Below are 26,520 nucleotides of genomic sequence, written 5' to 3'. Positions count from 1 at the left end.
CCTCCCAAGAATGAACTATTCTTTCTACCTCAAGGAGGTTATCTCCTTATATGCAGAAATAGCTTTATCTACAACTTGTTTTGTCAAACTCAAGGTCATATTTGCTTCAGCCAACGCTATCGAAACATCATGAACATCCACTGTATCAGGATCCGTTATTAACTGTTGCGCTAAAGAAACAGACTGTATTTGTGTATCATTAACATTTTGAAGGGCATCAATTAAGACAGAATCAAATCCCCCCCGAGATTTTTCATCAAGTCCAATCTGTCCTTCTTTATCAAAGTGCTTAGGATTAGATCTAAACATCTCCATGTTGTTACCAATTACTTGATTTGATGACAGGAAACTCATTTATCTTTATCTCCCAATATCCAATGCTTTCATAAACATTTCTTTTGATCCATTAACAATGGCAACATTGGCTTCATATGATCTACTTGCTGATATCATATCCACCATTTCATTAACTGAGTTAACATTTGAATATTCTACGTAACCGGCCTTAGGCCCCACCTTTATTGCATCTGGATGTGTAGGATCATACACTAATCTTAATTCAGAGTCATAATCTTTTTCAACCTTCTCAACTTTTACACCCTTCCCAAGCCCATTATCTAAGTCTTTTGGAACAAAAGGGCCTTGCCAATAAGGTTGATTAACTCTGGATTTCATGATAACACGACTTCGTCTAAAAGGACCACCTTCTGGAGTTCTAGTAGTATTAACGTTTGCTATGTTATCTGCAATTACATCTAAACGTAACCTTTGAGCTGTTAATCCAGAGGATGCTATATTAATTGAGGAAAACATTCCCATAATTCACCTACCTTAACACTATATTAATTTGTTTAAATAGACCTGCTACAGCATCAGTCTGAGTCTGATATAATAACTGATTTTCCAATGCTGACATCATTTCTTCTTCAATATCAACATTATTACCATTATTATTAACACTACTTGATGAATCCAGGATCGTTTTTGGCTGTACTGTATTCCAATCTAATTTTTTATCAAAATTCATATGAAGAGGATTATTCATTAGAGGTTCAAAAGCTCCACCAGTTTTTTCTGAATCTAGGGCTCTTTTTAACTGAGATTCAAAATTAACTTCTGATCTCTTAAAACCAGGAGTCTCTGCATTAGCAATATTGTTAGCAATAACTTGTCGCCTCAATAAACCAACGTCCATTGATTTATGCAATATTCCAATTGTCTTACCAAAACTATTACCTTCAAACATGAAAAACATCCTCCTTCATACACTCTTATCGGATGGGATTAACCTCTTTTTTAGTGTTTCTATAAAATATATCTACTCAAATCTTCATTTTTTACAATATCACCAATCCGTTCATTTATATATTCAGGTGTAATGGGGATAACTTGCCCTATCAGATCGGGAGCACAAAAACTTACATCTTCTAAAACTTTTTCCAGTACTGTGTGTAATCTACGAGCACCTATATTTTCAGTCTGAGTATTGACTTGTACAGCTATTTCCGAGATCCGTTTGATTCCATCTACTGTAAAATCTAATGTTACACCCTCTGTTTTTAACAATTCTTGATATTGTTTGATGAGAGCATTTCTGGGTTGAGTCAATATTTTTTCAAAATCCTCAGCACCTAACTCTTCCAATTCCACACGAATAGGAAAACGACCTTGTAATTCAGGAATAAGATCAGATGGTTTTGAGATATGAAAAGCTCCTGCTGCAATAAAAAGGATATGTGAGGTATCAATTATTCCAAACTTGGTATTAACTTTACTACCTTCAACAATAGGAAGAATATCTCTTTGAACTCCTTCCCTGCTCACGTCTCCACTTGAATTACCTTGCTTAGTAGCAATTTTGTCTATTTCATCAATGAATATGATACCCAAGTTCTCTACTCTGTCTTTGGCTATTTCAGAGGCTCTATCATAATCTATTAATTTTTCGATTTCCTCTTGTAGGATTATCTTCCTAGCTTGAGATACTGATACATTTTTCTTCTTCTTTTTGTTTCCGAATATATTACCTAAAGAACCTAAATTCATATCCATTTCTTCAAAACTGGTTCCAGAAAATATCTCAATAGAAGGCATATTGCCTTTTGAAGAAACATTTATCTCGACCTGTTTTTCATCAAATTTCCCGTCCTTAAGCATCTGTCGAAACTTATCTCTAGTATCTGATCCTTCCACAGTAGATTCGTCTTTTTTACTTCCAGGTAATAATAGATCAAGTAAGATTTCTTCGGTTTTTTCCTCAGCCTTAGCCTCAATACCATACCTCAGCTCATCTTTTACAGTTGCGACAGCAGAATGCATTAGGTCTCTCACCATTGACTCGACATCTCGGCCAACATATCCAACTTCCGTATACTTTGTAGCTTCTACTTTTATAAAAGGTGCCCCTGTCAATTTACTAAGACGTCTAGCAATTTCTGTTTTTCCGACTCCTGTGGGCCCTATCATTATAATATTCTTAGGAGCTATTTCTTCTTGCAATTCCTCTGATAGTTTCTGTCTTCTTATTCTATTACGAACAGCTAATGCTACTGATTTTTTAGCTCTATTCTGACCAATAATATACTTATCTAATGCTTCAACGATCTCTTTTGGTGACATATCTTCCACATTGTGAGCCATTATTCTAGTTCCTCCAAAGTAATATTTTGATTAGTGTAAATACAAATATCGCCTGCAATTTTTATACACTTTGAAGCAATTTGGCCTGCAGATAATTCAGTTTCTTGATCCATATAGGCTAAAGAAGCCGCATAGGCGAAGCTACCTCCTGAACCTATAGCTATGGAATTTTCTTCTGGTTCTATAACATCACCTGTTCCACTCAAAAGTAAGAGATTCTCTTTATCTGCTACTAGCATCATCGCCTCAAGTTTCCTTAATACACGATCTGTTCTCCAATCTTTTGCAAGTTCAACTGCAGAACGTTTCACATCTCCACCATACAAATTAAGTTTATTTTCAAATTTTTCGAATAAAGTAAAGGCATCCGCCGTTGCTCCAGCAAAACCAATTAATACTTTACCCCCAAATATTTTTCTGACTTTTCGAGCATTTCCTTTCATAACTGTGTTGCCTAGTGTTACTTGACCATCTCCAGCCATAGCTACACTATCCTTTTTTTTCACAGCTATGATAGTAGTCCCTCTAATTTCCATTAACTCCATCCTTTAGTTTTTCATGAACAATTTTTGGTAATCGACTAAGCCCTCTCCCATGAGGATGGGCATTTCTATATACCTCATTCAAACGATTCGTTGACATATGTGTATAAATCTGTGTTGTTGAAAGATTGGAATGACCTAGCAGTTCTTGAACTATTCTTAAGTCAGCACCTTCATTCATCAAATGTGTTGCAAATGAATGTCTCAATACATGGGGTGTTACATTCTTTCTTAATCCAGATTTAACAGCGAGTGATTTTATAATACTACTCGCCTTTTGAGAAGACAAGCGCCTACCATCACTATCCATAAATAGATAATCTGACAAGCGTGTCTCTTCTTTATTTAAATATCTTTCCATGGTATTTCTACATTTGTTTCCAATGAAGACATATCTTTCTTTATTACCTTTTCCTTTAATCTTAATTTTATTAGAACCTATCTCTTTTTGTTTTAAATTCAATGCTTCAGAAATACGCATACCACTTGAATACAACACTTCTATTAACAACCTATCGCGAAGACCTTCAAAAGAATCATCACAATTATCAATCAATTTCTGAATTTCATCATAGAATAAATAATCCGGCAAATGTCTTGGAGTTTTCAAATTTTCTATTAATTCAAAAGGACTTTCCATATGAGAGTGTTTTTTACAATATTTATAAAAGCTACGAAGGGCTGATATTTTCCGGTTTATTGTTCTCGATTTTTTATTTTCTCCAACTAATGTAGTTATATAGAGGGAAGCAGTCCAACTATCTTCTTGAAGACCATTTATTTCTAAGTACCTAATCCATTCTTCGATATCTTGTTGGTATGCTATAACAGTGTGTTCAGAATAATGTTTTATTGCACTCAAGTGTCTGATATACTGAAGAGCTAATTGTTTGAGACTACTAATATCTCCTACAGACATCTAGTTATTCTCCTTGGTATTTAGTGCTATATCATTGTGTATTTCTAAATTCCAATTCATTAGGATTTCTTCAGGCTCCAGTATTGATTGCGCCCCTTGAGATATTAATCTCAAACATCCTTCGCCATTAATATTAAGCGAGCTTCTTTTGTCAACAAAAACATCTCTATTTTGTTCTAAAGCATAATCCACAGTAATTAGGGCTCCCGATTTAATGGGTGCTTCACATAATAAGGTGCCTCTAGAAATCCCACTTATTATTCTGTTTCTAGCTGGAAATCTAAAAGGTCGAGGTTCTGTACTAGGAACATATTCACTGATCAGACATCCCTTGTTTTCTAAGATTTTTTGAACCAAAATCTTATTTACTTTAGGGTATACATAATCTACACCATTAGCCAGAACAGCTGTTGTTGGTGCTTTAGTATTAACAGAGCCATAATGCGCAGCAGAATCAATTCCTAAAGCTAGTCCACTGACAATATTAATTCCATTTCTACTTAAGTATTCGCTCCATTCATAAACACGCCTTTTAGCTAATTCACTCGGTTTTCGCGTCCCAACAATAGCAAGAGAATTCACAGTATTTTCAGACATTGTCCCCTTATAAAATATATTAAAAGGTGGGTTTACTATTTCTCTTAATAATGGAGGATATTCTTTTTTCCAATAATTTAGAATTCCAATCTCTTGATCTGAAATAATGCTCTCAATTCGTTGTACTTCCTCTATTAGTTCACTTCCCAATTTTGCTTTGGTTTTGATATTTCTACCTATTAATTGTTGCAAATCTGACAATTCAATCTTTTTAAAACTATCCCAATCAAAAGTATCAAAAATCAAACAGCGTTCTTCAAAACTCAGAAATTCTAAATAACTGAGAGCAATTAAAAAATTATCCATTCCATTTTTCCAATAATATTTTTTTATTTTGTTGAGCTTGTTCCCTCTTATCTGAATTTTTTGAAGTCTTTATAATCTGATCATATATGTCAACAGCCTTCTCGATATCTCCAGTTATAACATATAGCCGTGCCCGAAGAAACAACGCTTCCATATTATACTCGCGAATTGACATCAATTTATCAACTAAAGGAATAGCTTCCAACGGAGTTGACAATTCAAATATATATAGAATACTTAAACCATATAAAGCTTCACCGTATTGAGGATTCCTTTGTATAGCTTTTTTATAGTACTCTTCGCTAAGTTTAAAATATTCCAAAGATGAGTTTGATGGTAATGACTTTGCAATTTTTGCTGAAGAAACTGCTGCTTTAAAATGAAGTATTGAATTATCAGGATAAATATTTATTGCTTTCTGAAAAGCTTCTAATGAAGGGCCGTACATTTCATTTTCAAAATATGTCCCTCCGAGAAGCTTGTAATAATAACCAATATTAGCTGTTGCTTCCACTTTCTGATCAACAAGATTCTGCCAATTATTAATCTGATCCTTTAATTCTTTTATTCTTTCACTTGATACATCAGATTCAAAAGAATAGCGATCAGAAGAATCCTCCGTTTCAGTTAATATTTTTAGAGCATTACCCTTTGTATCTTTACAACCAACAAACAATAATAGGATAAATGTTAATATACGCAATTTTTTCATATCAAATCTGACTTCTTAATTCTCATAAGGATGATATTTCCTATACTGATCTTCCAACTCATTTGTATTATAGTGTGTGTACACTTGAGTAGTTGAAATATCTGCATGTCCAAGTAGTTCTTGAACAGATCTTAAGTCAGCACCTCCTTTTAACAAATGAGTCGCAAAAGAATGCCTTAATGTATGTACTTTTCCTTCTAAATTAGCTTTTTGTAATAATGCTTTAAAATTCTTCCAAATACCTTTGCGGCTTAATACTTGGCCTCTATTGTTTAAAAAACAGAATGTAGATAAACACGATGATTTCATTAGCTTAGGTCGAGAATCTTTTAAATAAACATCTAACCAATATATGGCAGCATCTCCAATAGGAACATAACGGTCCTTGTCACCTTTACCTCGAATTTTTATTATTCCTTCATTTAGAAATAACGATTCCATAGTTAAAGAGGCAACTTCAGATATTCTTAGCCCACAGGAATATATTAATTCAAACAAAGCTCTATCTCTAATACCTATTGGTTTTGATAAATCGATGAGTTCCAAAATACTATCTACTTCTTCTTCAGAAAAAACAGTAGGATAAATGGTCCCTTTTTTTGGCTGTTCCAAAAACGTAGAAGGATTGTCATTTCTGTATTCTTTGAGCTGTAGAAATCTACAAAAGCTTCTTAAGCTACTTATTTTCCTAGCTAAAGCATATGATGATAATCCACGGGATTTACATCTAGAAATATACAACTCTAAATCAGTAATATTGAAGTCACTTATGACAAGATTATTCTCATTAAGAAATGTTACATACTCATTTACATCCCGTATGTATTCTTCTACTGAACGTTTCTGTAGATGTTTCTCTAGTGTTAAATATATTTCATAAGCTTTATTAATCATCATCTATGTTTCATAATTCCCCTTGTTTATAATTTCTTTTCCGATTCCTTATGTATGCGGGGATGGACAAATTGTCTTCATCTGCGTTTCTGTTTTGTAGAAAATCCACAGAAGGGGATTTTCCATAATTTAATCCTTTGTTCATATTTTCCCATTCATCAAAAGATAATACTTCTGATTTATCCTCTTTTGTCGTTGCAGATTTGTCCTCTTCAAAAACGCCATCATGTTTTTTGAACCCAGTAGCAATTACTGTTACCCGAACTTCATCTTCAAGACCTTCATTTGTAGCAGTACCTTGAATAACCATCGCATTATCATCAACACTTGCAGATATAATCTCCATTACCTCTTGATATTCAGAAATTGAGAAATCTGGTCCACCAGTTACATTGACTAACAACCCTTTTGCACCATTAATCGAGGCATCTTCAAGTAGTGGGTTATTTATGGCTGAAGTTGCAGCATCAACAGCACGATTATCCCCATGACCTATTCCAACACCCATCAAGGCATCTCCCTGTCCTTCCATAATAGTTCTTACGTCTGCAAAGTCGATATTGATTTCACCTGGAACTGTAATTAAATCACTTATACCTTGTACTCCCATTCGAAGGACATCATCAGCTCTAAGGAAAGCATCACGAATAGGGGTGTTTTTCTCTACCACTTTTAGCAAATACTGATTCGGAATGGTAATTAGAGTATCAACTTCGTTGTGTAATCTTTTTATTCCCTCTTCTGCTATCCTCATCTTTCTTGGACCTTCAAAATTAAAAGGTTTAGTGACTACGGCTACTGTTAAAGCTCCAAGATCTTTTGCTATCTTAGCAATTACTGGTGCGGCACCCGTACCGGTTCCTCCACCCATACCAGCTGTAACAAAAACCATATCAGCACCATTAAGGGCTTGCCTAATGATATCAAGATCTTCTTCTGCAGCTTTTTCACCAATTTCTGGTTTTCCACCTGCACCCAAACCACCAGTAAGTTTAGAACCTAATGGCAATTGAGTTTCAGCCATCGACATTTCTAATGCCTGTAAATCAGTATTTGCGGCAATAAAATCTACATCTTTTAATCCACACTTTATCATTCTGTTAACAGCATTAGTACCGCCACCACCAGCACCAATTACTTTAATAACGGTGTGGTTATTTGTATTTCCTTCAATTATTTCTATATTCATATCCCCTCCCAAGGCATGATTTAACTTTTTTATATGAACTCTTTCAGCCATCGCTTTAACTTTGACCAAAAAGGATACTCAATTTCACGTTTAGGGAGAACTTCTCCTAACTCTGATTTTTTCTTATCCCATGTATATTGTACTAGCCCTATAGCAGTAGCCATATCTGGGGTAGAATATTCATCACTTAATCCATGTAATTTAAAAGGAAGACCTATCCTTACAGGAAGCCCGAACATTTCCTGAGCCAGCTCTACTGCTCCCGATAAAAGAGCTCCTCCTCCAGTTAATACAATTCCACCACCTAACCTGTTATGGTAGTTTTTCCTAAGTATTTGTTCCCGAACCATGCTAAATATTTCTTCCATTCTTGGTTGAATAATTTCACAAATAGTCTGCTTAGGGATATAAGTGGCAGGTCTGCTCCCTAGTGCTGGTAAGATAACCTCTGAACCCTCTTCAACTAAAGGAAAATAGCAAATACCTGATTGAATTTTAATCCGTTCAGCCTCTTCTGGAGGTATTTTTAATCCGTATGACAAGTCACTAGTTACTTGATCCCCGCCAATAGAAATGAGACTTGAATGAAAGGGGGCGCCATCCATGTAGACCATAATATCTGTCGTCCCACCACCAAGATCAATAAGCAAAACACCCATTTCCCGTTCGTCTTTATTCAATACAGAACGGGAAACAGCAATAGATTCGAGAATTATTTCATTTACTTTAAAACCGGCTCTGTTTACACAACGAATTAGATTTTGCGAGGAACTAACACTTCCAGTTATAATATGGACTTCAGATTCCAATCGAATACCTATCATGTTTAAAGGGTCCTTTATTCCTCGTTGATCATCAACAATAAACTCTTGTGGAATAACATGTAACACTTCACGATCCATTGGAATAACAACAGCTTTAGCTGCATCAATGACACGACTAATATCCTCTTCGGATATTTCACGTCCTTTTCCGGTTATAGCAACAACACCTCTAGAATTTATTCCTTCAATTGCACCACCGGCTAAACAAGTCACCACTTCATAAACATCACGACCAGCCATTTGCTCTGCTTCTTCAATAGCTTCTGATACAGATTTAAGAGTGGCTTCTATGTTAATTACCACACCTCTTCTTAATCCAGTAGATTTTGTTTGACCTATACCTATAATATCGATGTCACCATCATAATTCCTTTCAGCAATTATCGCTGTGACTTTAGAGGTTCCTATATCTAATCCAACAATCAAATCATCAGATGCCAAATCTATCTCTCCTTCTGACTGTACACAACATGGTCTGTCCTCATATCAATTTCCTGTGGTAAATGCTTCTGTTGATTCATAACGTCCAATACAATTAAAACTTGTTTTAATGTTTCTATATTAAAATCACTTCCTATTCGAACGGGAAGTGGCCATCTATTTGGATACAAAAGTAAATCAAAATCATTATCACCTTTTTTTTGAATCCTTAACTCTGATATAAAATAAAATAAATTAGGATTATCCTCTTTTATTGCTACCAAGTTTTTAACAAGAGGATCCAAAATAGAGGGCAAATCCATTCCTGGTTCAATATTTTCAAATTGCAGTCCCGAAATAATAGGATAATTAAAGTCTTTTATATCCCTATCCCATTCATAGGCAATACCTTCGGTATCAAACATTACAGGAATTGTATTTCCTTTATTTCCAATAAGAGAAATAAATAATGGTTGTCTTTTATATAGTACAATTTTTAATTTACCTGGAAACTGTTTAGAAACGACAGCTTTTCTAACGACAGGAACCGTTTCTAATCTACTTTCGATTTGGTCTACTTGTAAAGAGTAAAAATATATTGGTTGGTTCAAACCAGCAATTGTTTTAATTTGTTTTTCATTTAAGGATATTTCAGATTCCACTACTATGCTTGTTACCCTTAATCTTGGACTTATAACAAGATAAAAGAAAAGTTCAAAAATCAAAAACAAAACTAGTATAAAAATTATTATTTTCAATATTTTGGGCGAGTTTCTAACCATGGCTAAGCTCACTAAATAGTTGTTGTTCAGAAAGGTCACTTCCTCTTGATATGTTAATTAATATACCAATCATCATCATTGTTACTAGAATATTACTACCACCGTATGAAAAAAAAGGAAGAGGAATTCCTGTTGAAGGGACTAGTCCACTAACAACAGCTACATTAAGGAAAACTTGTAATACTATGCTTATTGTTATTCCAGTTGCTAGATAAAACTGAAATCTATCTGATGCAGATTTAGCAATAAGAAAACCTCTATATGCTAGGAAAATAAAGAGAAAAAGAACAAAAACGATTCCTATATAGCCAAGTTCTTCTCCTAATGCAGCAAATATAAAGTCAGAATAAACCTCTGGCAGTTTTCCTAATTTCCTTACACCTGCACCCGGTCCTAATCCCCATAAACCACCAAGGGACAATGCTTTTTTTGACGCTAATATTTGATAGCCTGATCCACTAGGATCCATATAGGGAAACAAAAAACTAATTAATCTTGTAACACGATATGGTTTACTGAACAGAAATATAAAAGACATAGGAATTGAGACAAAAACAATAGGTAATATATATCTAAAACTTACTCCAGAAACAAAAAACATCAAAAAACCTAGAAGAAGAATAAAAATACTAGTAGAAAAATCATTTTGTAAATATACAAATCCGACATAAAAAAGCAAGACAACTAATGGGGGAATTAATGTATTATGGGGTTCACCAGTTCTATTCTCATTCTTACTGAAATTATAGGATAAATAAATCAATAATGTTAGTTTAACTAATTCTGATGGTTGAAAAGAAAAAGGACCTAAATATATCCATCTTCTAGCGCCCAATATTTCCTTACTAATAAAAGGAATATAGGTTAATACGAGAAGTACTAGGGAAAGAGCCATTATGTGAATAAGATATTTCTTCAATAAATTTATTGGTATATATATTAATACAACTGTTAACAAACCACCAATACATAGTCGAATGAGATGATTAACAAGAAAATGTGAACTATCTTGAAAAAGTAATTCTCCCAAATAGGAAGAGGCTGAATACATAGTTGTTGTACCGATACCTAATAAGAGGATAAATGTTGATACCAAAGGATAATCAACTTGCCTATCAATAGTTTTCTCTATCGAAAATAACTTACTCATTCAAATATTTTTGTTTTATTGAAGCTTTAATGTACTTAAAGCCAATATAACAAACAAACCTCCTAGTATCCACATTCTTATCACTACTTTGCTTTCCGCCCAACCTGACAATTCAAAATGATGGTGTAATGGTGCCATTCGAAAGATTCTCTTACCAGTACGTTTAAAATAAAAAACTTGAATCATCACACTTAATGTTTCTAATACAAAAACACCACCTATAATTAACAATAAAATTTCTTTCTTTATCAATAAAGAAAGTGTGCCAAGAACTCCCCCTAAGGCAAGAGAGCCTGTGTCTCCCATCATAACTTCCGCAGGGTGTGTATTGAACCATAAGAATCCTACACAAGCACCTACTAATGCAAAACTAAAAATACTAAGCTCTCCGGAACCAGGCAAAAAGGGAATCTGTAAATAGGAAGAATAATCTAAACGACCAGATAAATATGTAATAATTGCAAATCCAATTCCAGCCATCATTACTAAACCTGTTGCAAGACCATCCAAGCCATCAGTTAAATTTACCGCATTTGAAAAACCTACAAGGAAAAATATCCCGAAGGGAATATATAATAACCCCAGATCCAGTACAGGCTTTTTTACAAAAGGTAGATAGAGAACAGAGGATTGTGGACCATTAGTACAATATGTCCATATTACGATTATACCAGCAATAAATATTTGTCCAGTGAGTTTCAATCGTGGGGATAGACCTTTAGAATTTTTTTGGAATATTTTCAGACTATCATCTATAAAACCTAAGATACCAAAACCAATTAAAGAAGTTAATATTATCCAAGTAAAAATGTTATGTAAGTCCATCCACAACAATATCGATACTACTATGGCCAGAATGATTAAGATTCCTCCCATAGTAGGTGTTCCCGCTTTTACAAGATGTGTTTGAGGCCCATCCTCTCGTATTTCCTGTCCAGCTTTAAGCTTTTTTAATAACATTATTATTTTCGGTCCGAAAATAAAACTAATAAATAAAGCTGTCACCGCTGCATATGCAGATCTAAAGCTTATGTATTGAAACACATTAAAAGCAGTAAAATACTTAACTAATGGATATAAAAGCTCTAAAAACATTAATAAGTTCCTTGACTGTGGTATTTGTTATATATTTTTTCAAGTTCATAACTTCTTGATCCTTTGACAACAACCAATGAATTATCTGTGATATTGTTAATTATTTGATCAACCACAGGATCTACAGATCGCGCCCAATAAACATTTAAGGGTTCATCAAAACTTTTATATATATTAATGGTTTCTGTACCAATCAAATACAACTGGTTAAATTTAACAGAATGAAGTTTTTCTCCAAGTTGTTGATGTTGTTCTTCCGTATGTTCACCTAACTCTTTCATTCCCCCTACTATTAGGATGAGATTTTTATCCCTTGTAGTTAATGTATTCAATAGCGTTATTAGGGCTGACATAGATTCGAGATTGGAATTGTAACAGTCTTGGACAAAAGTATGAGTGCCCTCTCTGATAACTTCTAATCTTCCAAAATCAGCTTCAACAGAAGCCAGGCCATCTACTATACAAGGAGTAGGAACATTTAACATACTGGCTAACTCAATGACTTCCATAGCATTGTGAATATTATGAAGACCCAATAGATTTAATTGATACTTCTGATCTTTATATACGAATTGAGAACCTTCAAAATCTAAACTGATAATTTCTAATTTTGAGAGGTCATATGTATAATATTTCCCTGGATATTTTTTTATAATATTTAATATTTCCGGACTATGATCAGTCACAGCGATTGATTCATCATTAAAATATTTAAAAATCTCTGATTTTTCTTTGGCTATATGGTCTTTCGTTTTAAATATACCAATATGTGCAGATCCAATATTTGTTACTATTGCAAACTGCGGCTTTACGATGTCTGCAAGAAGGGAGATCTCACCTAATTGGTTAGTACCCATCTCAAATATAGCAATATCACATTCTGAGTTCATTTCTAAAACAGACATTGGTAAACCTATATCACCATTTAAATTTCCTGGTGTTACAAATGTAGTCTTCCATCGAGTCATTACAGAAGCAAGCATCTCTTTAGTGCTTGTTTTTCCATTACTACCAGTAACTCCTATCCGTAGACCTTGATATTTAGACATTCTCTGTTTAGCTAAGGTATGTAAAGCAGATAAAGTATCATCCACTATCCACACGACCAAATCTTCTTTATGAAATAACCTCTCCCAGTCAGATTGGAATTCTTGATACATATCCCCCCGAATACATAACAATGTAGCTCCAGATTCTATCGCTATTTCAATAAAATTATGACCATCTACTTTTTTACCAGGTAAAGCCCAGAAAGCATCACCGCTCTTAATCTTTCTTGAATCTACTTGTACTTTATCAAAATAATTGTCCTCCTTTGGTTTTCTAAAGAAAGTTCCCATATTTGTTGCTACGATTTCACTAATTCTAAAAGCCATTATTGTGTTCCAGTCGATTGTATATATATTTGTGTTCTATTATCAGTATCTAATGGTTTAAGGCTTAATTCATTCACAGCTATCTTTTCTACACGTTCCGGACTAGCTAATAGTGCTACCGCTGCGAGAGCTTTTTTATTTTCTTCAATCAATCTTTGTTGTTCATCTTCTAAGAATGCGACTTCTTTTTCTAAGTTCCTATATTTCACTGTTTGATGAATATTGACAAATAAAAATAGAGGAAAGCTTAAAGCCATGATGGGATACAATAATTTATTTTTGTTCATATTTAGTTGCTCCTACTTTTTCACAGACTCTAAATTTTGCGCTTCTTGAGGGCGAATTGTTTTTAATTTCTTCTTCAGTCGGAATTACTGGTTTTCTGGTTAGAATTTTTACTGCCGGTTTCCCACTACAAATACATTTAGGGTATTCAGGAGGGCACACACATTTTTGAGCTTGAAATTTAAATGCATTTTTTACAATTCTATCCTCTAAAGAGTGAAATGTGATAATACCCAAACGACCTCCAATGTTTAAGTTAGTCAATGCGTCTTGAACAACAGTCTCTATTCTTGATAATTCATTGTTAACTTGAATCCTTAAAGCTTGAAAGGTCCTGGTTGCTGGATGGATTCGACCATGTCTATATTTAACAGGTACAGAAGTAAAGATTATTTCAGCCAATTCCTTACTATTTGTAATAGTAGAGATTTTTCGTCTCTTTACTATAGCTCTGGCTATAGAACGGCTATATCGCTCCTCACCCAATTTAAATATTAAATTGGCAATGCTTTCTTCATCCCATTCATTTACAATATCAGAGGCTTTTAAGTTAGAATCCATATTTAGTCGCATATCTAACGGTTCATCAAGACCAAAAGAAAAACCTCTGTCACTTTCGACATAATGATATACAGAAATTCCTAGATCCAACAAAATTCTATCAGCTTTACGCTCTAGACTATAATTAGCAAAAAAGTGGTCAAACCAATCGTTTACATAATTAACTCTATTTCCATATACAGCTAAACGCTCTTTAGCTTTTTTTTGAATATTTGCATCTCTATCAATACCTATAACATAAGCTTCAGGGAACTCACTTAAGAACATTTCTGAATGTCCCCCCTCTCCCATTGTTCCATCTATAACAAGTGGACTAGGTAATCCAGAAATATCTAGATACTGTTTAACCTCATTTAACATCACTGGTGTATGTATAATTTCCATATCTATCATCCTATTTGTTGGGGATTAAGAAAATCACCGAGTTCTTCTGCAGCTTCTAAAAAGTCAGAGTCAGAGTTATCTATAAATTCCTTATATCTTGTCTCATCCCATATCTCTAGGTAGTTTTTTACACCAAGCACTACACAATCCTTAGTTAAATCTGCATATTCACGCAGTATATTGCCTATATTTATCCTGCCAGCTTTATCTATTTCAATTTCTTGTGAAGGAGCAATAATTCTTCTTTGCAATGCTCTACCAGTTCTGTTAAAAGCACTTGTCTTTTCCATAATAAGAGAAGCGATTCTCTCCCATTCAACCAAAGGGAACATCCAAAGACATTTATCAATCCCTTTTGTTAATACTATTGAACCTTCTGAAAGCTCATTTCGTATTTTACTAGGAATTAAGAGTCTGCCTTTATCATCCAATGAGACACGATGTTCACCAGTAATCATCTCAATTTAACCACTTTCTCCTATTATTCCCCACATTTACCCACTATATTATTATCTTATCCCTTCTTTATCTAATGTCAACATTGTTTAAAACCGATAAATTCAATTTCAATTATTTAAAGGCATTTTTACTACACATATGTTTATAACGCTTCAATATTTGACTTTTAATTAATTACAAGGTATCAATAAATATGTTTTATGAAGAATTCTACCTAGTGTATCCAGAGGGTGATACTCAAGAAATACAACACACTTTAAGTTTTGGAGATCTTGTAGGATTGAATGGAAATTCAATTACGTTACCACTTACTACATCGAAACAAATAGTATACAGAGTAAGTAAAATCACAAGAAAAGAGTTGAAGGGTTCAAATACAATATATTATTTCTTGGAACAAATCATTGGTAGAGAGTTAGAATCTCTTAGCTACTAACTTTCTTGATCTAAAAATATTCTATAGTCAATTTTGGGAAAAAGATTATTCTTCTTTTCTAGTTTTGTCAGCCACTCAGTACTAACAGCATTTCTGCACATAGTGTCATAAATCTGATTAAAATTGAAGATATGTTCTTTAACCCTTTTTGTAGCATAAGGAACGGTCGTACCAGTCTTGATTATAAATGGCCAATCTGATGCTTGAGAAAGTAGAACCTCACGAGCTGCTTGATTCAATACTCTTTCTTTTCTACCTGTTACATCAGGAAAACGACCTGCCAATTCTTGCATTCTTTGTATTATTTTATGAGTATGGGGATAAATCCAATCATTTGAACCATCTAACCATACCTCAGCATACCCCTTATTACCCCAACTAGAAAAAGAAGGAGTAGCCACTTGAGGACTTGGATGGTTTTCTAAATATTCACTAGGTGTAGTCAATTCAAGATTATACGCCCCAGAGGCAATACCTCTAAAGACTTCCTCTAACCATAAAGGACCTTCAAACCACCAATGCCCAAAGAGTTCTGCATCAAAGGGACATACAATATTAGGAGCTTTATCCATTAAAGGTTCTAGTTTTGCAACTTGCTTACTTCTATTATATAGAAAATTATCTGCATGTTCCCTTACCTTCTCATATGCATCAATTGGTCTATAAGGTTGTTTATTGTCCGTTTTACCGGTTATAGCATAATACTTTAAACCAGTATTTACACGTATTTTCCCTTGTTCTATATACGGTTCAATATAATCTAAAGGCAAATCCCATCCGATATCTCTATAGAATTCTCTATAAGAAGGATCTCCTGGATACCCCTCTTCTGATGACCAGACAGCAGTGGTACTCTGTAAATCCCTAGCAAAGAATGATACACCATCAGGCGTTTTTATTGGAGCATAAACACCGTCAATAGGAGAATTATCAGCAAATATTAACCCATGAGCAGCAGCAAAAGTATAATCTATTCCTGAGTCTCGTAAATAACTTTCGACTCCTTGAAAATAACCACACTCTGGCAACCAGAAACCTTTAGGAGGTTTTCCAAATAGTAAAGAATGATGATCCAGCGCCACTTGAATTTGTGCACTTATATTTTTTTTATATTTTTTGTACAAAGGAAGAAACGCATGTGTAGCACTAGTGGTTATAATTTCAATAAAACCTAACTTCTGATAATAAATGAACCCTTTTAAAATCCGATTCTTGTATTTAAGAAAATCCTTTTTATTAGATTCAAATAAATCTAAATACATTTTTGACAAAGTCAGAAATTGCTCATTACCCTTATTACGTTCAACCTCTTTCTGTGATAATTCAATCAAACTATCTAAATGAGTTAAGTATCGCTGCTGTAGTAATTCATCTTCTAACATGGATGATAAAGTAGGAGAAATCGACATTGTTAATTTAAACGGAATATTATCTCGTTCTAAACGTTCAAATACTCTCAATAATGGGAGATAAGTTTCATTAATAGCCTCAAATAACCATTTTTCTTCAAGAAATGAATCAAACTCTGGATGCCTTACAAAAGGTAAATGAGCATGTAGAACAAAAGTTAATGTTGCCTTATTCATAATTGAATCCTATCCCTTAGGTCGAAATGTTTGTACATCTGCAAAAGATATAATGCGTTGTGGTATTCTCCTACCATCTGGACCTTCACCAAAAGATGAGATCCCAAATGAAGAGACACTTGATGAATACAAACCTGATAATTTAAGTATTTTTTTTATCTTGTTCAGATCTTCACCCTCTTCACTTTTAAAAGTGTCTTTGGGACTAAAAAGAACATCTGAACGTAATATTAATTTTTCGCTTTCTTCAAATCTAATTTTCAAATCCAAACAATAAAACATTTCTGCATGAGGTAAATTTATATAACGACTAGTATCTTTTAAGCTAAGGGGGATGTCATAGTAATCGATTATATTACTCGAATTATAGATTTCAGAGTTCAACTCATAGACTCTAAAAAACAATTCTTCGAAATCTGATGATTTTTGATACTCATCTAATTCCTTAGGAGAAATGTTCCAAAAGGCAAAAGCCCACGAAGGATCTCTTAACATAAAAGTAAGTTCTGTCTCATTATAATAAGCAGGAAGTTCAAACTGACTTACATCTTCAAAGTCTATCTCTTCATCCCTGAATATATCATATTTCTTCTTTTCAATAGAAATTATTGAGTTGTTATCAGAATTTCTGTCACTCTTGTCGTCTTCCATTATTTCTAACAAAAGAGAAATCAGTTCTGAACGACTTAGATCGTCAAAATCAGGAATGCTATATTTTTCAGCTACAAGATGAAGTTCATCAACAGAAAGTGTTTGTAGCCTCTCTTCAGTCATGCACCCCTCCTCATGCTAAACACATTGGCTTATCTTATGGAAATTATTACCATAATGTCAAGCACTAGACAGGAATGGCCAATACCATTATCACATCACCAAAACCTACTCTTTTTGAAAGGGGATCTAAGATTTTTTTTAAAAACTTAGGCCCAACACCTTTAGCTAAACCACCCCAAGTTCGTACTTTAATTATCTTAAAGCCTGTAGATTTCAGTAATTTAACTAGAGTTTTTTCACTATATAGATATACGTGATCAGCAATAGCTGATCTCCAGTCCTTTTTAAAAAGTCTTGCTTGTAAACTGTTATAGTTGGGTGTAGTAATGGCAACATAACCATCCTTACTACATACTCTTCTAATACTATTCATAAATTTTATTGGATCGGGAATATGCTCAATAACATGACTAAAATGAATAAAATCAAATTCACCATCCTTAAAGGGGGCCTGCTCAATTGTCCCATGAAAAATATCCACACCTCTTACTTTTCTACCATAGTCAACAGCTGGTTGACAAACTTCTACTCCCTTTACTATCCAACCTTCTTTCTTTTTAGATTCTAACAATTTGCCCGTAGCACACCCAACATCTAAAAACTTACTATTATTTTTGTTCCACGTCTCTGTAAGTTTATAGAAATCAATATCATTAAGCCCTAGTTCCATTAATTTATAAAAAGCTTCTTCATTCTCTATTTCATAATCAAAATATTCATCGGAATATCTATCTATTAGAGCTTGAGGAACTGGCTGTGGATTTTGTAACAAGACACCGCAGTCTTTACACTTTTTAAATATAAATCCTTCACAGACCCAATGTTGTTTAAAACTCGAGGAACCACAAATATGACAATTAATTAATTTTTTCTCCTCAACGCCAGGAGTCGTGCTATAGGTTTTCATGTTATCAATATCGAACTTTAAATGGAAATACCTGAGTTAAAGTGTTAGAAAAATAGTCTTTTACAATTATTTCTAATTCATTTTCACCAGGACTTAAATATTCCCTACCTAGTATTATTAATCCATTCTCATCAAAAAGATCTACAACTGAAGGCATATTATTTTGGTCAAGCACTACTTCACCATCTTTAGATACTAATCCCGAAAAAGTTATATCACTTAAAACACTACCATTTAGATAAGCTGTTATTTTATATGGAAGTAAGTGGACACGAGTACCGGGAGTGAGATCCCAAGTACTAAGCTTTATTATTTTATACCCGTCTGAAAGGATACCGTTTCTAGTCAATTTAGAAGACTTGTTTTGATCCTCGATTAATACATAATTTAAAACCGGTTTGATATTATCAGCACTACTAGGCAGAAGTAAAAGAGGTTGAATGACTTTTCCTAACTCAATATCTATCAAGGATAGATATAAACCTGAATCGTTAGATTGAACATATCCAATAACATCTCCTGAGAAGACATTTTCGTCCAAAAAGGGACTCTTTTCAAAATTACCATAGATAGATCTATATCCATTACTGTGCTCTATAATTACCATATTTCCAAGAGGTTTAGGCAATGAAGAGGAAAAGGGAAGTTCACTATTTGTGTATATAACTTTCCCATTCTCAATGGCATGGACCATTCCGGTTCCACTAAAATATATTCCTTTACTGAATTGACCATTTTGGGGTGAAGCAAATTGACTTACGATTACTGGATTCTCTAAAGGCCAATCAAAGCTATATATATTTTGTGTGATCAAAATAACAATTAAGAAAATTACTCGCCTAATAATATCATTCTCCCTATAGACTCATCACTTCCCCAATATTGGATATCATTTATATCATCATAGAAAAAGCCTTCTATTTTTTGCTTCAGGGAACCTAGTTTTTTAAACTGCTTCGTATAATAACTTAATTCTATACTGTTATTATCATTATATGATAGTACTTCAAATAGACTCTTTTTATGATTATATCTAACATCTTTAATATTACCATTGAACGGCAATTCAGAAATCTCAAAATTATTCATATCAATAACTAATATATAATCATTTTGTTCTACAAAACCCCAGTCACTATGTCTTGATATCTTGGTAAAAACCTCTCTATTAAATGTAGAATCCAAGTCTTCATGATAGACCGGTCGATATTCTGATTTTCGTTTCTCCAGTATTATTAATCTTTGAGGATTAAGTCCAGAAATTATAATGACACGATTTTTATTTAAAGAGAAGTCAGCCCCTAACAAAATGGGAATGCTACTACCTCCAGGAGCATATGATAGAAGAGGCTTTCTATCTACATCACTATTGATGATTAATGTACCATTTGCTAATCCAAGTAAATACCCGCTAGTCGTACTTTTTATAAATGTGATTATGGAATTAAAATCACTTTCCCAGATTAAAGAACCTTCATCACTAAATTTCGCGAGGCTAGTCCCTTCCGAATTAATCGCCAATATCTCATCTCTTAGAATAAATGGCCAATACCCCTTTTGGATATTAATGGTATGTTCTTTTTTTAAACCATACAATATAGGTGGATCATTCAAATTATCATAATTGAAATAACCTTCGTCTGAAATGGAAGAATTAAATAAGCGTGTCTGACTTTGTAATAAAGAACCATTAGTATCATAATACCCGATTTTTGAGTTCGACCTAAATGGAACCACTGAAGAAGTGCCCGCATTTAAATCACTTTTTATTCCAGAAAAAAATAGAAAGTGATTTAAATTTTGAGGAAAAACCAGAACATACACAATGAATAAAACACAATAAAATATAAATTTCATAGGATGTACTTTTCTTTTGCTCTTTGACATCTTCCGTCCCACTTCGTTATTTGTTAGTATGGTATACCAAGCACATATAGGTGTCAACGACAAGATGGAGGACCATATTGACAGACAAGGATCTTTGGATTAAAGCAGATGAAATTGCAAATAACTCTTATTCTCCTTACAGTAGATTTAGAGTTGGAGCAGTTTTAGTAACAACAAAAGGTATTTATGTGGGCACAAATGTGGAAAATCGATCATTTGGTCTAACTATTTGTGCGGAAAGAACTGCAATCACACAGGCGATTACTCAAGGGGATTTAAATTGGAAAGCCCTATACCTAACCTGTATAGACGCGGAAGAACCAGTGCCTCCTTGTGGAGCTTGTCGTCAGGTTATCAGTGAATTTACAAAACATGATTTCCCAGTTTTTTATAAAGACGGAAATAACAATATTGTAGAAACAACAATTGCAGAATTATATCCACAAGATTCCTTACACAACCTTCATAAACACTTTTAACTTACTGGGATCTTTTTTCTTGTGCTTTACGATCTGCTTCCATTTTTTGAGACCAAATATCTACTCTGCGTTTAAATTCGTCGACATCTTTTGGTCGTCTTAAAATGCTGGAAAGCCTTCTTAAAGCTTCCAGATATTTAATTGCCGTTTTAAAGTCATCAATACGATGGGTACTCATTTCATATTTTTCACGATATCTGTCCGCAGAATGCACCATCCATTGTCGAGCTAAGTTAAGGTGTTGAACAACAATTTGGTAGTCATCATATCTAGGATCTAATTTGGCAGGTAATTTTCGTAAATCAAGTAAATTTTTAATAACAGTAGCAAAACGTCCTTCTAATTCAACAAAAGACCATCTCCATTTTGAATTATCACCATAGGCATCTATAACAGATTCTATCGCAAAACCTATTTTTGAAACTAATTTCAATCTTTCTCTATCACTCACAGATTCAATCTTTATCAAATTTTCTTCATAATCACCAAAAGGAGCATCTATATAGTTGGTCACAACCTGTTCAAGATATATAATTGCTTTGTAACAAGCTTTGCGTGCATTATTCATAAATGCATCATTCTTGACACCTAGTAAGGAAACACTCAAACTGTCCAAAATCAGATAATAGGATACTAGATTTAGACTTTCATCAGCCAAGGTTAGTTTTCTAAACTCCAAACCTTCCTCTTCTGATGACATATTCAAAAGCAAAGTCTCTCTTTGAAGAATATCTTCTATTTCCTTCTTGTATGTTTTTATTTTATCAAAATACTTTTTCTTTGCTTCAGCGCTAACCTTCGCCACCCAAGTGCTCCTTGATGAGGGGTCTATTGACTATTCTCTAAAATTAGTTTTCTGGCATGATTAATAGCAGATTCATCATTCGATGTACCAGACAGCATTCGAGAAACCTCTTCTACTCTATCTTCGGCTACTAATTCACGAACCTTAGTATAAGTATGCCCTAACTTTACTTCTTTTTCTATTTTGATGTGTTTTTGTGCAAAACTAGCAATTGTCGCCAAGTGTGTAATACTAAATACTTGCTTGCTCTTAGACAGCTCCTTGAGATGTTTACCTAAGGCTAAAGCAACGGAGCCACCAATACCAGTATCGATTTCATCAAATATTAATGTACTAATATCATCTGAATCAGCTAATACAGACTTTAAAGCCAACATTACTCTACTCAATTCCCCCCCTGATGCCACTGACTTAAGCGATTTAAGAGGTTCTCCAATATTTGTTGAAATCATGAATTCAATAACATCATAACCAAGAGGACCACAAAGAGTCTTACCTGTTGTTCCCATTTTATTTGAAAACTCAATCTTGAACTCAACTTTCTCCATTCCCAATTGTTTTAAATTTGAAACTATCTGTAGCTCAAGTTCTGTTGCCGCCATTTTTCTTTTTTGACTTAATAAACGAGCTATCTTGCCTAATTCTTCTTCAGCTTCACTAATCTCTTGCTCTAGTTCAAGCTGTTGGTGTCTGCTATCTTTGTATTCAGTTGTATATTGTTTTGCCGTATTATAATTTTCCATCATCAAATCATAAGTAGGCCCATATTTTTTCAATATGCCATGAATGGAATTTATTCTTGACTCAACAAATTCCATACGCTCAGGACTAAAATCTAATCCTATGTTAATCGTCTTCAAATTCTCTAAAATGTCTTCTATTTCGTAATAAGAACTTTCGTATCTATTATATAGACTTTCGAATGTTTGATCGATATCTACTAATTTTGACATAAGCTGTCGAACAGTACTCAAACCAAACAAAGAATCACTTTTAGTAGTTGATATATCTGTTATATTTTTAACTGTTCTGTAAATATCCTCTCCACGCAGCAGGATAGACCTCTCCTGAGTTAACTCACGTTCTTCGTCCTGACCGATATCAGTTATTTCAACATCTTTTATAAGTCGTATCTGTTCTTCGTATTTTTTCTTATATTCATCCTGATTTTCAAGATAATCATTATATTTAGTTCTTAAGTCATTAACATTATGATAAGAAGCTGTTACTCTTTTAGCTAGATCGTCACATCCACCAAAACGGTCTAATAACTTTCTATGATTATCTTTATTAAATAGGGATTGATGACTATGCTGACTATGGACATCAATTATAAGACCAGTGAACTCCTGTAAGTCTTTTACTGTTACAGGTTCAGACTGAATATAAGAACTTCCACGACCAGAGTTTTTAATTACTCTTTTTATGATTACGTTATTGTCTTCACATTCGATGTCATGATCTCTCAACCACTGAATAGCAGCTTTATTACTATTAATAGTAAAGGTACCAATCACTGATGCAGATTCAGCACCAGTTCTTATTTTTTCCTGCTCACCTTTTTCGCCAAGAAGTAATCCTATAGCACCTATTAGGATAGACTTACCAGCTCCCGTCTCACCTGACAAAATATTAAAACCTTCATTAAAAGAGAGGTGCTGATTTTCTATTAACGCATAGTTTTTAATACTGATATCCACCAACATTACTACCCACCTAATTTGGTTCTTATTACTTCATAAAAAGAACGTTTATCTGACTTAACAATTATTGTCTTTTCAGAAGTCTTACTGAATACAACTTCATCCCCGGGTTCAAGAAAATATTCAACTTGACCATCTATTGTTAAACTAATCTTTGTACGTTGCTCCTTATCCAATGTAACTCTAATATTCTCATTACCAGGTATCACAATTGGCCGCTTTGTTAATGAATGAGGACAAATTGGTGTTACTAGTAATGCTTCAGCTTCTGGATAAATAAGAGGACCTCCAGCTGCCAAAGAATATCCAGTAGCACCTGTAGGCGTTGCTAATATCACCCCATCAGCACGATATTCACCTAAAGAAACGCCATTAACATCGATCTGGTATCTCACAATTTTGGAAGCCCCTGAAGATCCTATTACACCATCATTCAAGCCAACCAAATCAGTAATTTTTTTACCATTTCTATAAACCGTTGCTCTTATCATGATTCGTTTGCTAACATCAAGTTGACCGTTTTTATATGTCAAGAAAGCGTCTAACCATTCACTAGCACTTACTTCTGTAATAAAACCAATACTGCCCATATTTATCGGTAATATGGGTACTTCTAATTTATACAGCATCCGGGCACTAAAAAGAACTGTACCATCACCTCCCAAAACAAAAACAAAATCAATGGGATGATGACACACTACTTCAGAAGGATTATCCAGATATCCAAACAGCTGACAATCAATTTCAAGCTCATTCATCTTTGCTTTAATCTGTGTGGCTATATTGACCGTTCCACTTTTCATTTTGTTGAACACAACTAACACACGTTGAATTACCATATAATTAGACTACCATTCTTATGAAAATGCTTCAATCAAGGAAGTGAGCTTAATATTTTAGATTCAATTTCAATCTGTTCTTTTTTCATTGAGGAGTATAAGGGAAAAATTAGGGTCCGTAGAATTAAATCGTAGGCATTGGGGCACGCTTCTTTGCTATTCTCGAGACGTTCAATGGATGTATTTGTAAAAGCTAATTCAGTGGCAATATTATTTTTTCGCGTATACTTTAATATTTCACTTACTGATGTTTGACATAAGCAGGTAATCGTCGTATTTGGAGCTACTTCACTTGCATTGGGATAAAAAACTTTATGGTGACCTCTATTTTGTGAATTAAACAGGTAATTATAGATATTTCTAAGATTCTCATAAATATCTAATCTATCTTTAAACTGAGATATTACCATCGAACAAGATACATCTGACATATACATATCCTTTCCGATTGTACTAGAAACGTCTTTAGCCCTAGTTATAATATTTTTATTCCTAAAGAAAACGCCAGATCCTCCAGGAGAAGCAATAACATCATTTTCGTCAAAACGTTTGATTACTATATCACCCAGCACTAGAGGATCCTTATCCAGTACATCAGGAAAAATATGAGTAAAATCTTCAATTATTATAAAATTACCATCAATTTCTAGGTCGCTATATCTCCATCCAAGAATATTATCTATAACAATAACCTTGGTTTTATCATTAACGAATTTCTTTATATTTTCTTGGCTCATTAAGGGATTATTATCGTTTACATCTATTACAACTGGTTTACAACCCAGTTTTGTAATGATATCAAAATAATAAATATTCGAAAAAGCTGATATTATTATTTCATCATCAGGATCTAGTTTAATAATTTCAAAAACAAATTCTATAGACCTTTTATACTCTCTCAGTAGTATACCATGATTGGAATCAAGGTATTTATTATATAAAGATAGCAACTCTTCGTAATCTTTATTAGAGCCTAAGCGATCTTCCACAAGACAAGAAAGAACAGCATCTATTTCTTTTCTCCGTATAAGAGGTTTGCGAACAATCTGTGTCATATAGTATTAGTTACCGAGACTTAACCATACTTAGTTGCTGTAGTTCCTTTGAATCAAACAACCGCAAAATGTCAAGAATGATCAAATATCCTTCTTCTTGATGTACGACTCCCTGTATATACTCAGCACCAATTCCGGATATCATTTGAGGCGGTGGTTGTACCGATTTTGTATCTATGGTCACTACACTTAAGATTTTATCAATTATTATACCAATTTTAGTATTATTAATATTGATAATAATAGACCCACTCAATAATTCATCATCTTCACTTAACTCAGCTTTTTTAATATGAAACCTACGATGTAAATTAATAATGGGTACGATATCACCACGTAAATTGAAAATTCCTTCAACATATGTTGGAGCATTTGGTATTGGTCTAATATGTTCAACACGATATATTTCATCTACATCCATTATATCGATACCATAATGTTCGGCACCTAATTGAAAAGTAACCATTTGCTTTTGGTTTTCATTTTCTATCATCAAAAACTCCTACATATCACGTCTATTAGGATAAAGGACAGAGTTAACTTATGCAACCAGTTTATTATTGAAAATTAACGAGACAGGTTTATAAAAAAAGAAAGTCTGGCGACGACCTACTCTCCCACCTTGCGGCAGTACCATCGGCGATGAAGGGCTTAACTTCCGTGTTCGGAATGGGAACGGGTGGATCCCCTTCTCTATGGTCACCAGACAATAATATTCTTCAAAACAAGATACTAAGTCAATGAAATAGTATCCTCTTTAAAAGTTCTCTTTTAAGACATGTTTTTTAAGGGATAACAAATAATATGGTCAAGCCTCACGACAAATTAGTACTGGTATGCTAAACATGTTACCATGCGTATACACCCAGCCTATCAACCTGATATTCTCTCAGGTGTCTTTAGGAATCTTTAAG

The 26,520-nt window shown here is 33.8% G+C and carries 30 protein-coding genes and 2 rRNA genes; 2 read left to right on the top strand and 30 right to left on the bottom strand.

The annotated features are described in order from the left end of the window. Nucleotides 1–24 precede the first annotated feature (24 nt). The 18 genes from fliE to mraZ are packed head-to-tail and all read right to left on the bottom strand — an operon-like array spanning nucleotide 25 to nucleotide 15,134. Entirely contained in the window at nucleotides 25–354 is a 330-nt protein-coding gene (gene fliE / locus K345_RS0115040; protein ID WP_028974870.1) for a flagellar hook-basal body complex protein FliE, read from the bottom strand. Between the two features lie 6 nt (nucleotides 355–360). Then, a complete protein-coding gene (gene flgC, locus K345_RS0115035; RefSeq protein WP_028974869.1) occupies nucleotides 361–819 on the bottom strand; it encodes a flagellar basal body rod protein FlgC in 459 nt (152 codons plus the stop codon). A gap of 7 nt (nucleotides 820–826) precedes the next feature. After that, the gene (gene flgB, locus K345_RS0115030) at nucleotides 827–1,246 is read right to left on the bottom strand and encodes a flagellar basal body rod protein FlgB (RefSeq protein ID WP_028974868.1); all 420 of its coding nucleotides are present in this window, start codon (nucleotides 1,244–1,246) and stop codon (nucleotides 827–829) included. A gap of 59 nt (nucleotides 1,247–1,305) precedes the next feature. Next, nucleotides 1,306–2,640, bottom strand: a complete 1,335-nt coding sequence (gene hslU / locus K345_RS0115025) for an ATP-dependent protease ATPase subunit HslU (protein ID WP_028974867.1) — start codon at nucleotides 2,638–2,640, stop codon at nucleotides 1,306–1,308. Continuing rightward, a complete protein-coding gene (gene hslV / locus K345_RS0115020) occupies nucleotides 2,640–3,176 on the bottom strand; it encodes an ATP-dependent protease subunit HslV (RefSeq protein ID WP_083963799.1) in 537 nt (178 codons plus the stop codon). Before hslV ends, hslU begins: the two co-directional genes overlap by 1 nt. Further along, entirely contained in the window at nucleotides 3,166–4,101 is a 936-nt protein-coding gene (gene xerA / locus K345_RS21310; RefSeq protein ID WP_053228361.1) for a site-specific tyrosine recombinase/integron integrase, read from the bottom strand. The genes hslV and xerA overlap by 11 nt, the downstream gene beginning before the upstream one ends. Then, the gene (gene dprA / locus K345_RS21305) at nucleotides 4,102–5,004 is read right to left on the bottom strand and encodes a DNA-processing protein DprA (RefSeq protein ID WP_053228360.1); all 903 of its coding nucleotides are present in this window, start codon (nucleotides 5,002–5,004) and stop codon (nucleotides 4,102–4,104) included. Beyond that, on the bottom strand, nucleotides 4,997–5,716 hold the full coding sequence (locus K345_RS0115005; RefSeq protein ID WP_028974865.1) for a tetratricopeptide repeat protein: 720 nt from the start codon (nucleotides 5,714–5,716) through the stop codon (nucleotides 4,997–4,999). Before K345_RS0115005 ends, dprA begins: the two co-directional genes overlap by 8 nt. 15 nt (nucleotides 5,717–5,731) lie before the next feature. Further along, on the bottom strand, nucleotides 5,732–6,613 hold the full coding sequence (locus K345_RS0115000) for a site-specific tyrosine recombinase (RefSeq protein WP_053228359.1): 882 nt from the start codon (nucleotides 6,611–6,613) through the stop codon (nucleotides 5,732–5,734). Nucleotides 6,614–6,620: 7 nt separating this feature from the next. After that, on the bottom strand, nucleotides 6,621–7,799 hold the full coding sequence (ftsZ, locus tag K345_RS0114995) for a cell division protein FtsZ (RefSeq protein ID WP_028974863.1): 1,179 nt from the start codon (nucleotides 7,797–7,799) through the stop codon (nucleotides 6,621–6,623). Nucleotides 7,800–7,828: 29 nt separating this feature from the next. Beyond that, nucleotides 7,829–9,064 (bottom strand): cell division protein FtsA, encoded by a 1,236-nt coding sequence (ftsA, locus tag K345_RS0114990; protein WP_028974862.1) that lies wholly within the window; start codon nucleotides 9,062–9,064, stop codon nucleotides 7,829–7,831. 2 nt (nucleotides 9,065–9,066) lie between these two features. Continuing rightward, entirely contained in the window at nucleotides 9,067–9,801 is a 735-nt protein-coding gene (locus K345_RS0114985) for a cell division protein FtsQ/DivIB (protein ID WP_169714822.1), read from the bottom strand. 16 nt (nucleotides 9,802–9,817) lie between these two features. Then, nucleotides 9,818–10,975, bottom strand: coding sequence for a putative lipid II flippase FtsW (ftsW, locus tag K345_RS0114980; RefSeq protein ID WP_028974860.1), 1,158 nt, complete (start codon nucleotides 10,973–10,975; stop codon nucleotides 9,818–9,820). 15 nt (nucleotides 10,976–10,990) lie between these two features. Further along, a complete protein-coding gene (gene mraY / locus K345_RS0114975; protein WP_028974859.1) occupies nucleotides 10,991–12,070 on the bottom strand; it encodes a phospho-N-acetylmuramoyl-pentapeptide-transferase in 1,080 nt (359 codons plus the stop codon). After that, nucleotides 12,070–13,446, bottom strand: a complete 1,377-nt coding sequence (locus tag K345_RS0114970) for a UDP-N-acetylmuramoyl-tripeptide--D-alanyl-D-alanine ligase (protein WP_028974858.1) — start codon at nucleotides 13,444–13,446, stop codon at nucleotides 12,070–12,072. Before K345_RS0114970 ends, mraY begins: the two co-directional genes overlap by 1 nt. Beyond that, on the bottom strand, nucleotides 13,446–13,733 hold the full coding sequence (locus K345_RS0114965; protein ID WP_028974857.1) for a septum formation initiator family protein: 288 nt from the start codon (nucleotides 13,731–13,733) through the stop codon (nucleotides 13,446–13,448). The genes K345_RS0114970 and K345_RS0114965 overlap by 1 nt, the downstream gene beginning before the upstream one ends. After that, complete coding sequence (gene rsmH / locus K345_RS0114960; protein ID WP_028974856.1) at nucleotides 13,720–14,676, bottom strand: 16S rRNA (cytosine(1402)-N(4))-methyltransferase RsmH; 957 nt, start codon at nucleotides 14,674–14,676, stop codon at nucleotides 13,720–13,722. The genes K345_RS0114965 and rsmH overlap by 14 nt, the downstream gene beginning before the upstream one ends. A 5-nt stretch (nucleotides 14,677–14,681) precedes the next feature. Continuing rightward, nucleotides 14,682–15,134 carry a division/cell wall cluster transcriptional repressor MraZ gene (gene mraZ, locus K345_RS0114955; protein ID WP_037572765.1) on the bottom strand — a complete coding sequence of 151 codons (453 nt, stop codon included), beginning with the start codon at nucleotides 15,132–15,134 and terminating at the stop codon, nucleotides 14,682–14,684. 194 nt (nucleotides 15,135–15,328) lie between these two features. Between mraZ and K345_RS23510 the strand changes: the two genes are divergently transcribed. After that, the gene (locus K345_RS23510; protein ID WP_028974854.1) at nucleotides 15,329–15,571 is read left to right on the top strand and encodes a hypothetical protein; all 243 of its coding nucleotides are present in this window, start codon (nucleotides 15,329–15,331) and stop codon (nucleotides 15,569–15,571) included. Here K345_RS23510 and K345_RS0114945 read toward each other — a convergent pair. The 5 genes from K345_RS0114945 to K345_RS0114925 all read right to left on the bottom strand — a co-directional run bounded on the left by K345_RS0114945 (nucleotide 15,568) and on the right by K345_RS0114925 (nucleotide 20,575). Continuing rightward, entirely contained in the window at nucleotides 15,568–17,157 is a 1,590-nt protein-coding gene (locus K345_RS0114945) for a glycoside hydrolase family 57 protein (RefSeq protein ID WP_028974853.1), read from the bottom strand. The two genes, K345_RS23510 and K345_RS0114945, sit on opposite strands and share 4 nt — an antisense overlap. 9 nt (nucleotides 17,158–17,166) lie before the next feature. Next, on the bottom strand, nucleotides 17,167–17,931 hold the full coding sequence (locus tag K345_RS0114940) for a DUF4912 domain-containing protein (protein ID WP_028974852.1): 765 nt from the start codon (nucleotides 17,929–17,931) through the stop codon (nucleotides 17,167–17,169). A 64-nt stretch (nucleotides 17,932–17,995) separates the two neighbouring features. Then, complete coding sequence (locus tag K345_RS0114935; RefSeq protein ID WP_037572762.1) at nucleotides 17,996–18,838, bottom strand: class I SAM-dependent methyltransferase; 843 nt, start codon at nucleotides 18,836–18,838, stop codon at nucleotides 17,996–17,998. Nucleotides 18,839–18,842: 4 nt separating this feature from the next. Continuing rightward, nucleotides 18,843–19,652, bottom strand: a complete 810-nt coding sequence (locus K345_RS0114930; RefSeq protein ID WP_028974850.1) for a M23 family metallopeptidase — start codon at nucleotides 19,650–19,652, stop codon at nucleotides 18,843–18,845. 17 nt (nucleotides 19,653–19,669) lie between these two features. After that, on the bottom strand, nucleotides 19,670–20,575 hold the full coding sequence (locus K345_RS0114925) for a hypothetical protein (protein WP_211227901.1): 906 nt from the start codon (nucleotides 20,573–20,575) through the stop codon (nucleotides 19,670–19,672). 227 nt (nucleotides 20,576–20,802) lie between these two features. On the opposite strand from K345_RS0114925, the gene cdd reads away from it, so the two are divergent. Further along, on the top strand, nucleotides 20,803–21,204 hold the full coding sequence (gene cdd, locus K345_RS0114920) for a cytidine deaminase (RefSeq protein ID WP_037572760.1): 402 nt from the start codon (nucleotides 20,803–20,805) through the stop codon (nucleotides 21,202–21,204). Nucleotide 21,205: 1 nt separating this feature from the next. Here the strand turns inward: cdd and K345_RS0114915 are convergent, their stop codons facing one another. The 7 genes from K345_RS0114915 to K345_RS0114885 form a co-directional block, all read right to left on the bottom strand. Beyond that, complete coding sequence (locus K345_RS0114915) at nucleotides 21,206–22,009, bottom strand: hypothetical protein (RefSeq protein ID WP_028974847.1); 804 nt, start codon at nucleotides 22,007–22,009, stop codon at nucleotides 21,206–21,208. A 23-nt stretch (nucleotides 22,010–22,032) separates the two neighbouring features. Beyond that, nucleotides 22,033–23,715, bottom strand: a complete 1,683-nt coding sequence (recN, locus tag K345_RS0114910; protein WP_028974846.1) for a DNA repair protein RecN — start codon at nucleotides 23,713–23,715, stop codon at nucleotides 22,033–22,035. A 2-nt stretch (nucleotides 23,716–23,717) separates the two neighbouring features. Then, nucleotides 23,718–24,551, bottom strand: a complete 834-nt coding sequence (locus tag K345_RS0114905; RefSeq protein ID WP_028974845.1) for an NAD(+)/NADH kinase — start codon at nucleotides 24,549–24,551, stop codon at nucleotides 23,718–23,720. Nucleotides 24,552–24,586: 35 nt separating this feature from the next. After that, a complete protein-coding gene (locus K345_RS0114900) occupies nucleotides 24,587–25,606 on the bottom strand; it encodes a DegT/DnrJ/EryC1/StrS family aminotransferase (protein WP_028974844.1) in 1,020 nt (339 codons plus the stop codon). 10 nt (nucleotides 25,607–25,616) lie between these two features. Continuing rightward, the gene (locus K345_RS0114895; protein WP_028974843.1) at nucleotides 25,617–26,099 is read right to left on the bottom strand and encodes a chemotaxis protein CheW; all 483 of its coding nucleotides are present in this window, start codon (nucleotides 26,097–26,099) and stop codon (nucleotides 25,617–25,619) included. Between the two features lie 103 nt (nucleotides 26,100–26,202). Further along, nucleotides 26,203–26,313 (bottom strand): 5S ribosomal RNA (rrf, locus tag K345_RS0114890). A 97-nt stretch (nucleotides 26,314–26,410) separates the two neighbouring features. Beyond that, nucleotides 26,411–26,520 (bottom strand): 23S ribosomal RNA (locus K345_RS0114885); the annotation flags it as partial.

The organism is Spirochaeta cellobiosiphila DSM 17781 (assembly GCF_000426705.1).
Lineage (GTDB): Bacteria > Spirochaetota > Spirochaetia > DSM-17781 > DSM-17781 > Spirochaeta_E > Spirochaeta_E cellobiosiphila.
Note: the sequence above shows the minus strand (reverse complement) of the source record. Positions and strands in the feature narration are given on the sequence as shown.

What these genes read in the sequence shown, in the direction of transcription:
- fliE (WP_028974870.1), bottom strand. Translation starts at nt 354, where the DNA reads ATGAGTTTCCTGTCATCAAATCAAGTAATTGGTAACAACATGGAGATG.
- flgC (WP_028974869.1), bottom strand. Translation starts at nt 819, where the DNA reads ATGGGAATGTTTTCCTCAATTAATATAGCATCCTCTGGATTAACAGCT.
- flgB (WP_028974868.1), bottom strand. Translation starts at nt 1,246, where the DNA reads ATGTTTGAAGGTAATAGTTTTGGTAAGACAATTGGAATATTGCATAAA.
- hslU (WP_028974867.1), bottom strand. Translation starts at nt 2,640, where the DNA reads ATGGCTCACAATGTGGAAGATATGTCACCAAAAGAGATCGTTGAAGCA.
- hslV (WP_083963799.1), bottom strand. Translation starts at nt 3,176, where the DNA reads ATGGAAATTAGAGGGACTACTATCATAGCTGTGAAAAAAAAGGATAGT.
- xerA (WP_053228361.1), bottom strand. Translation starts at nt 4,101, where the DNA reads ATGTCTGTAGGAGATATTAGTAGTCTCAAACAATTAGCTCTTCAGTAT.
- dprA (WP_053228360.1), bottom strand. Translation starts at nt 5,004, where the DNA reads ATGGATAATTTTTTAATTGCTCTCAGTTATTTAGAATTTCTGAGTTTT.
- K345_RS0115005 (WP_028974865.1), bottom strand. Translation starts at nt 5,716, where the DNA reads ATGAAAAAATTGCGTATATTAACATTTATCCTATTATTGTTTGTTGGT.
- K345_RS0115000 (WP_053228359.1), bottom strand. Translation starts at nt 6,613, where the DNA reads ATGATGATTAATAAAGCTTATGAAATATATTTAACACTAGAGAAACAT.
- ftsZ (WP_028974863.1), bottom strand. Translation starts at nt 7,799, where the DNA reads ATGAATATAGAAATAATTGAAGGAAATACAAATAACCACACCGTTATT.
- ftsW (WP_028974860.1), bottom strand. Translation starts at nt 10,975, where the DNA reads ATGAGTAAGTTATTTTCGATAGAGAAAACTATTGATAGGCAAGTTGAT.
- mraY (WP_028974859.1), bottom strand. Translation starts at nt 12,070, where the DNA reads ATGTTTTTAGAGCTTTTATATCCATTAGTTAAGTATTTTACTGCTTTT.
- K345_RS0114970 (WP_028974858.1), bottom strand. Translation starts at nt 13,446, where the DNA reads ATGGCTTTTAGAATTAGTGAAATCGTAGCAACAAATATGGGAACTTTC.
- K345_RS0114965 (WP_028974857.1), bottom strand. Translation starts at nt 13,733, where the DNA reads ATGAACAAAAATAAATTATTGTATCCCATCATGGCTTTAAGCTTTCCT.
- rsmH (WP_028974856.1), bottom strand. Translation starts at nt 14,676, where the DNA reads ATGGAAATTATACATACACCAGTGATGTTAAATGAGGTTAAACAGTAT.
- mraZ (WP_037572765.1), bottom strand. Translation starts at nt 15,134, where the DNA reads ATGATTACTGGTGAACATCGTGTCTCATTGGATGATAAAGGCAGACTC.
- K345_RS23510 (WP_028974854.1), top strand. Translation starts at nt 15,329, where the DNA reads ATGTTTTATGAAGAATTCTACCTAGTGTATCCAGAGGGTGATACTCAA.
- K345_RS0114945 (WP_028974853.1), bottom strand. Translation starts at nt 17,157, where the DNA reads ATGAATAAGGCAACATTAACTTTTGTTCTACATGCTCATTTACCTTTT.
- K345_RS0114940 (WP_028974852.1), bottom strand. Translation starts at nt 17,931, where the DNA reads ATGACTGAAGAGAGGCTACAAACACTTTCTGTTGATGAACTTCATCTT.
- K345_RS0114935 (WP_037572762.1), bottom strand. Translation starts at nt 18,838, where the DNA reads ATGAAAACCTATAGCACGACTCCTGGCGTTGAGGAGAAAAAATTAATT.
- recN (WP_028974846.1), bottom strand. Translation starts at nt 23,715, where the DNA reads ATGTTGGTGGATATCAGTATTAAAAACTATGCGTTAATAGAAAATCAG.
- K345_RS0114905 (WP_028974845.1), bottom strand. Translation starts at nt 24,551, where the DNA reads ATGGTAATTCAACGTGTGTTAGTTGTGTTCAACAAAATGAAAAGTGGA.
- K345_RS0114900 (WP_028974844.1), bottom strand. Translation starts at nt 25,606, where the DNA reads ATGACACAGATTGTTCGCAAACCTCTTATACGGAGAAAAGAAATAGAT.
- K345_RS0114895 (WP_028974843.1), bottom strand. Translation starts at nt 26,099, where the DNA reads ATGATAGAAAATGAAAACCAAAAGCAAATGGTTACTTTTCAATTAGGT.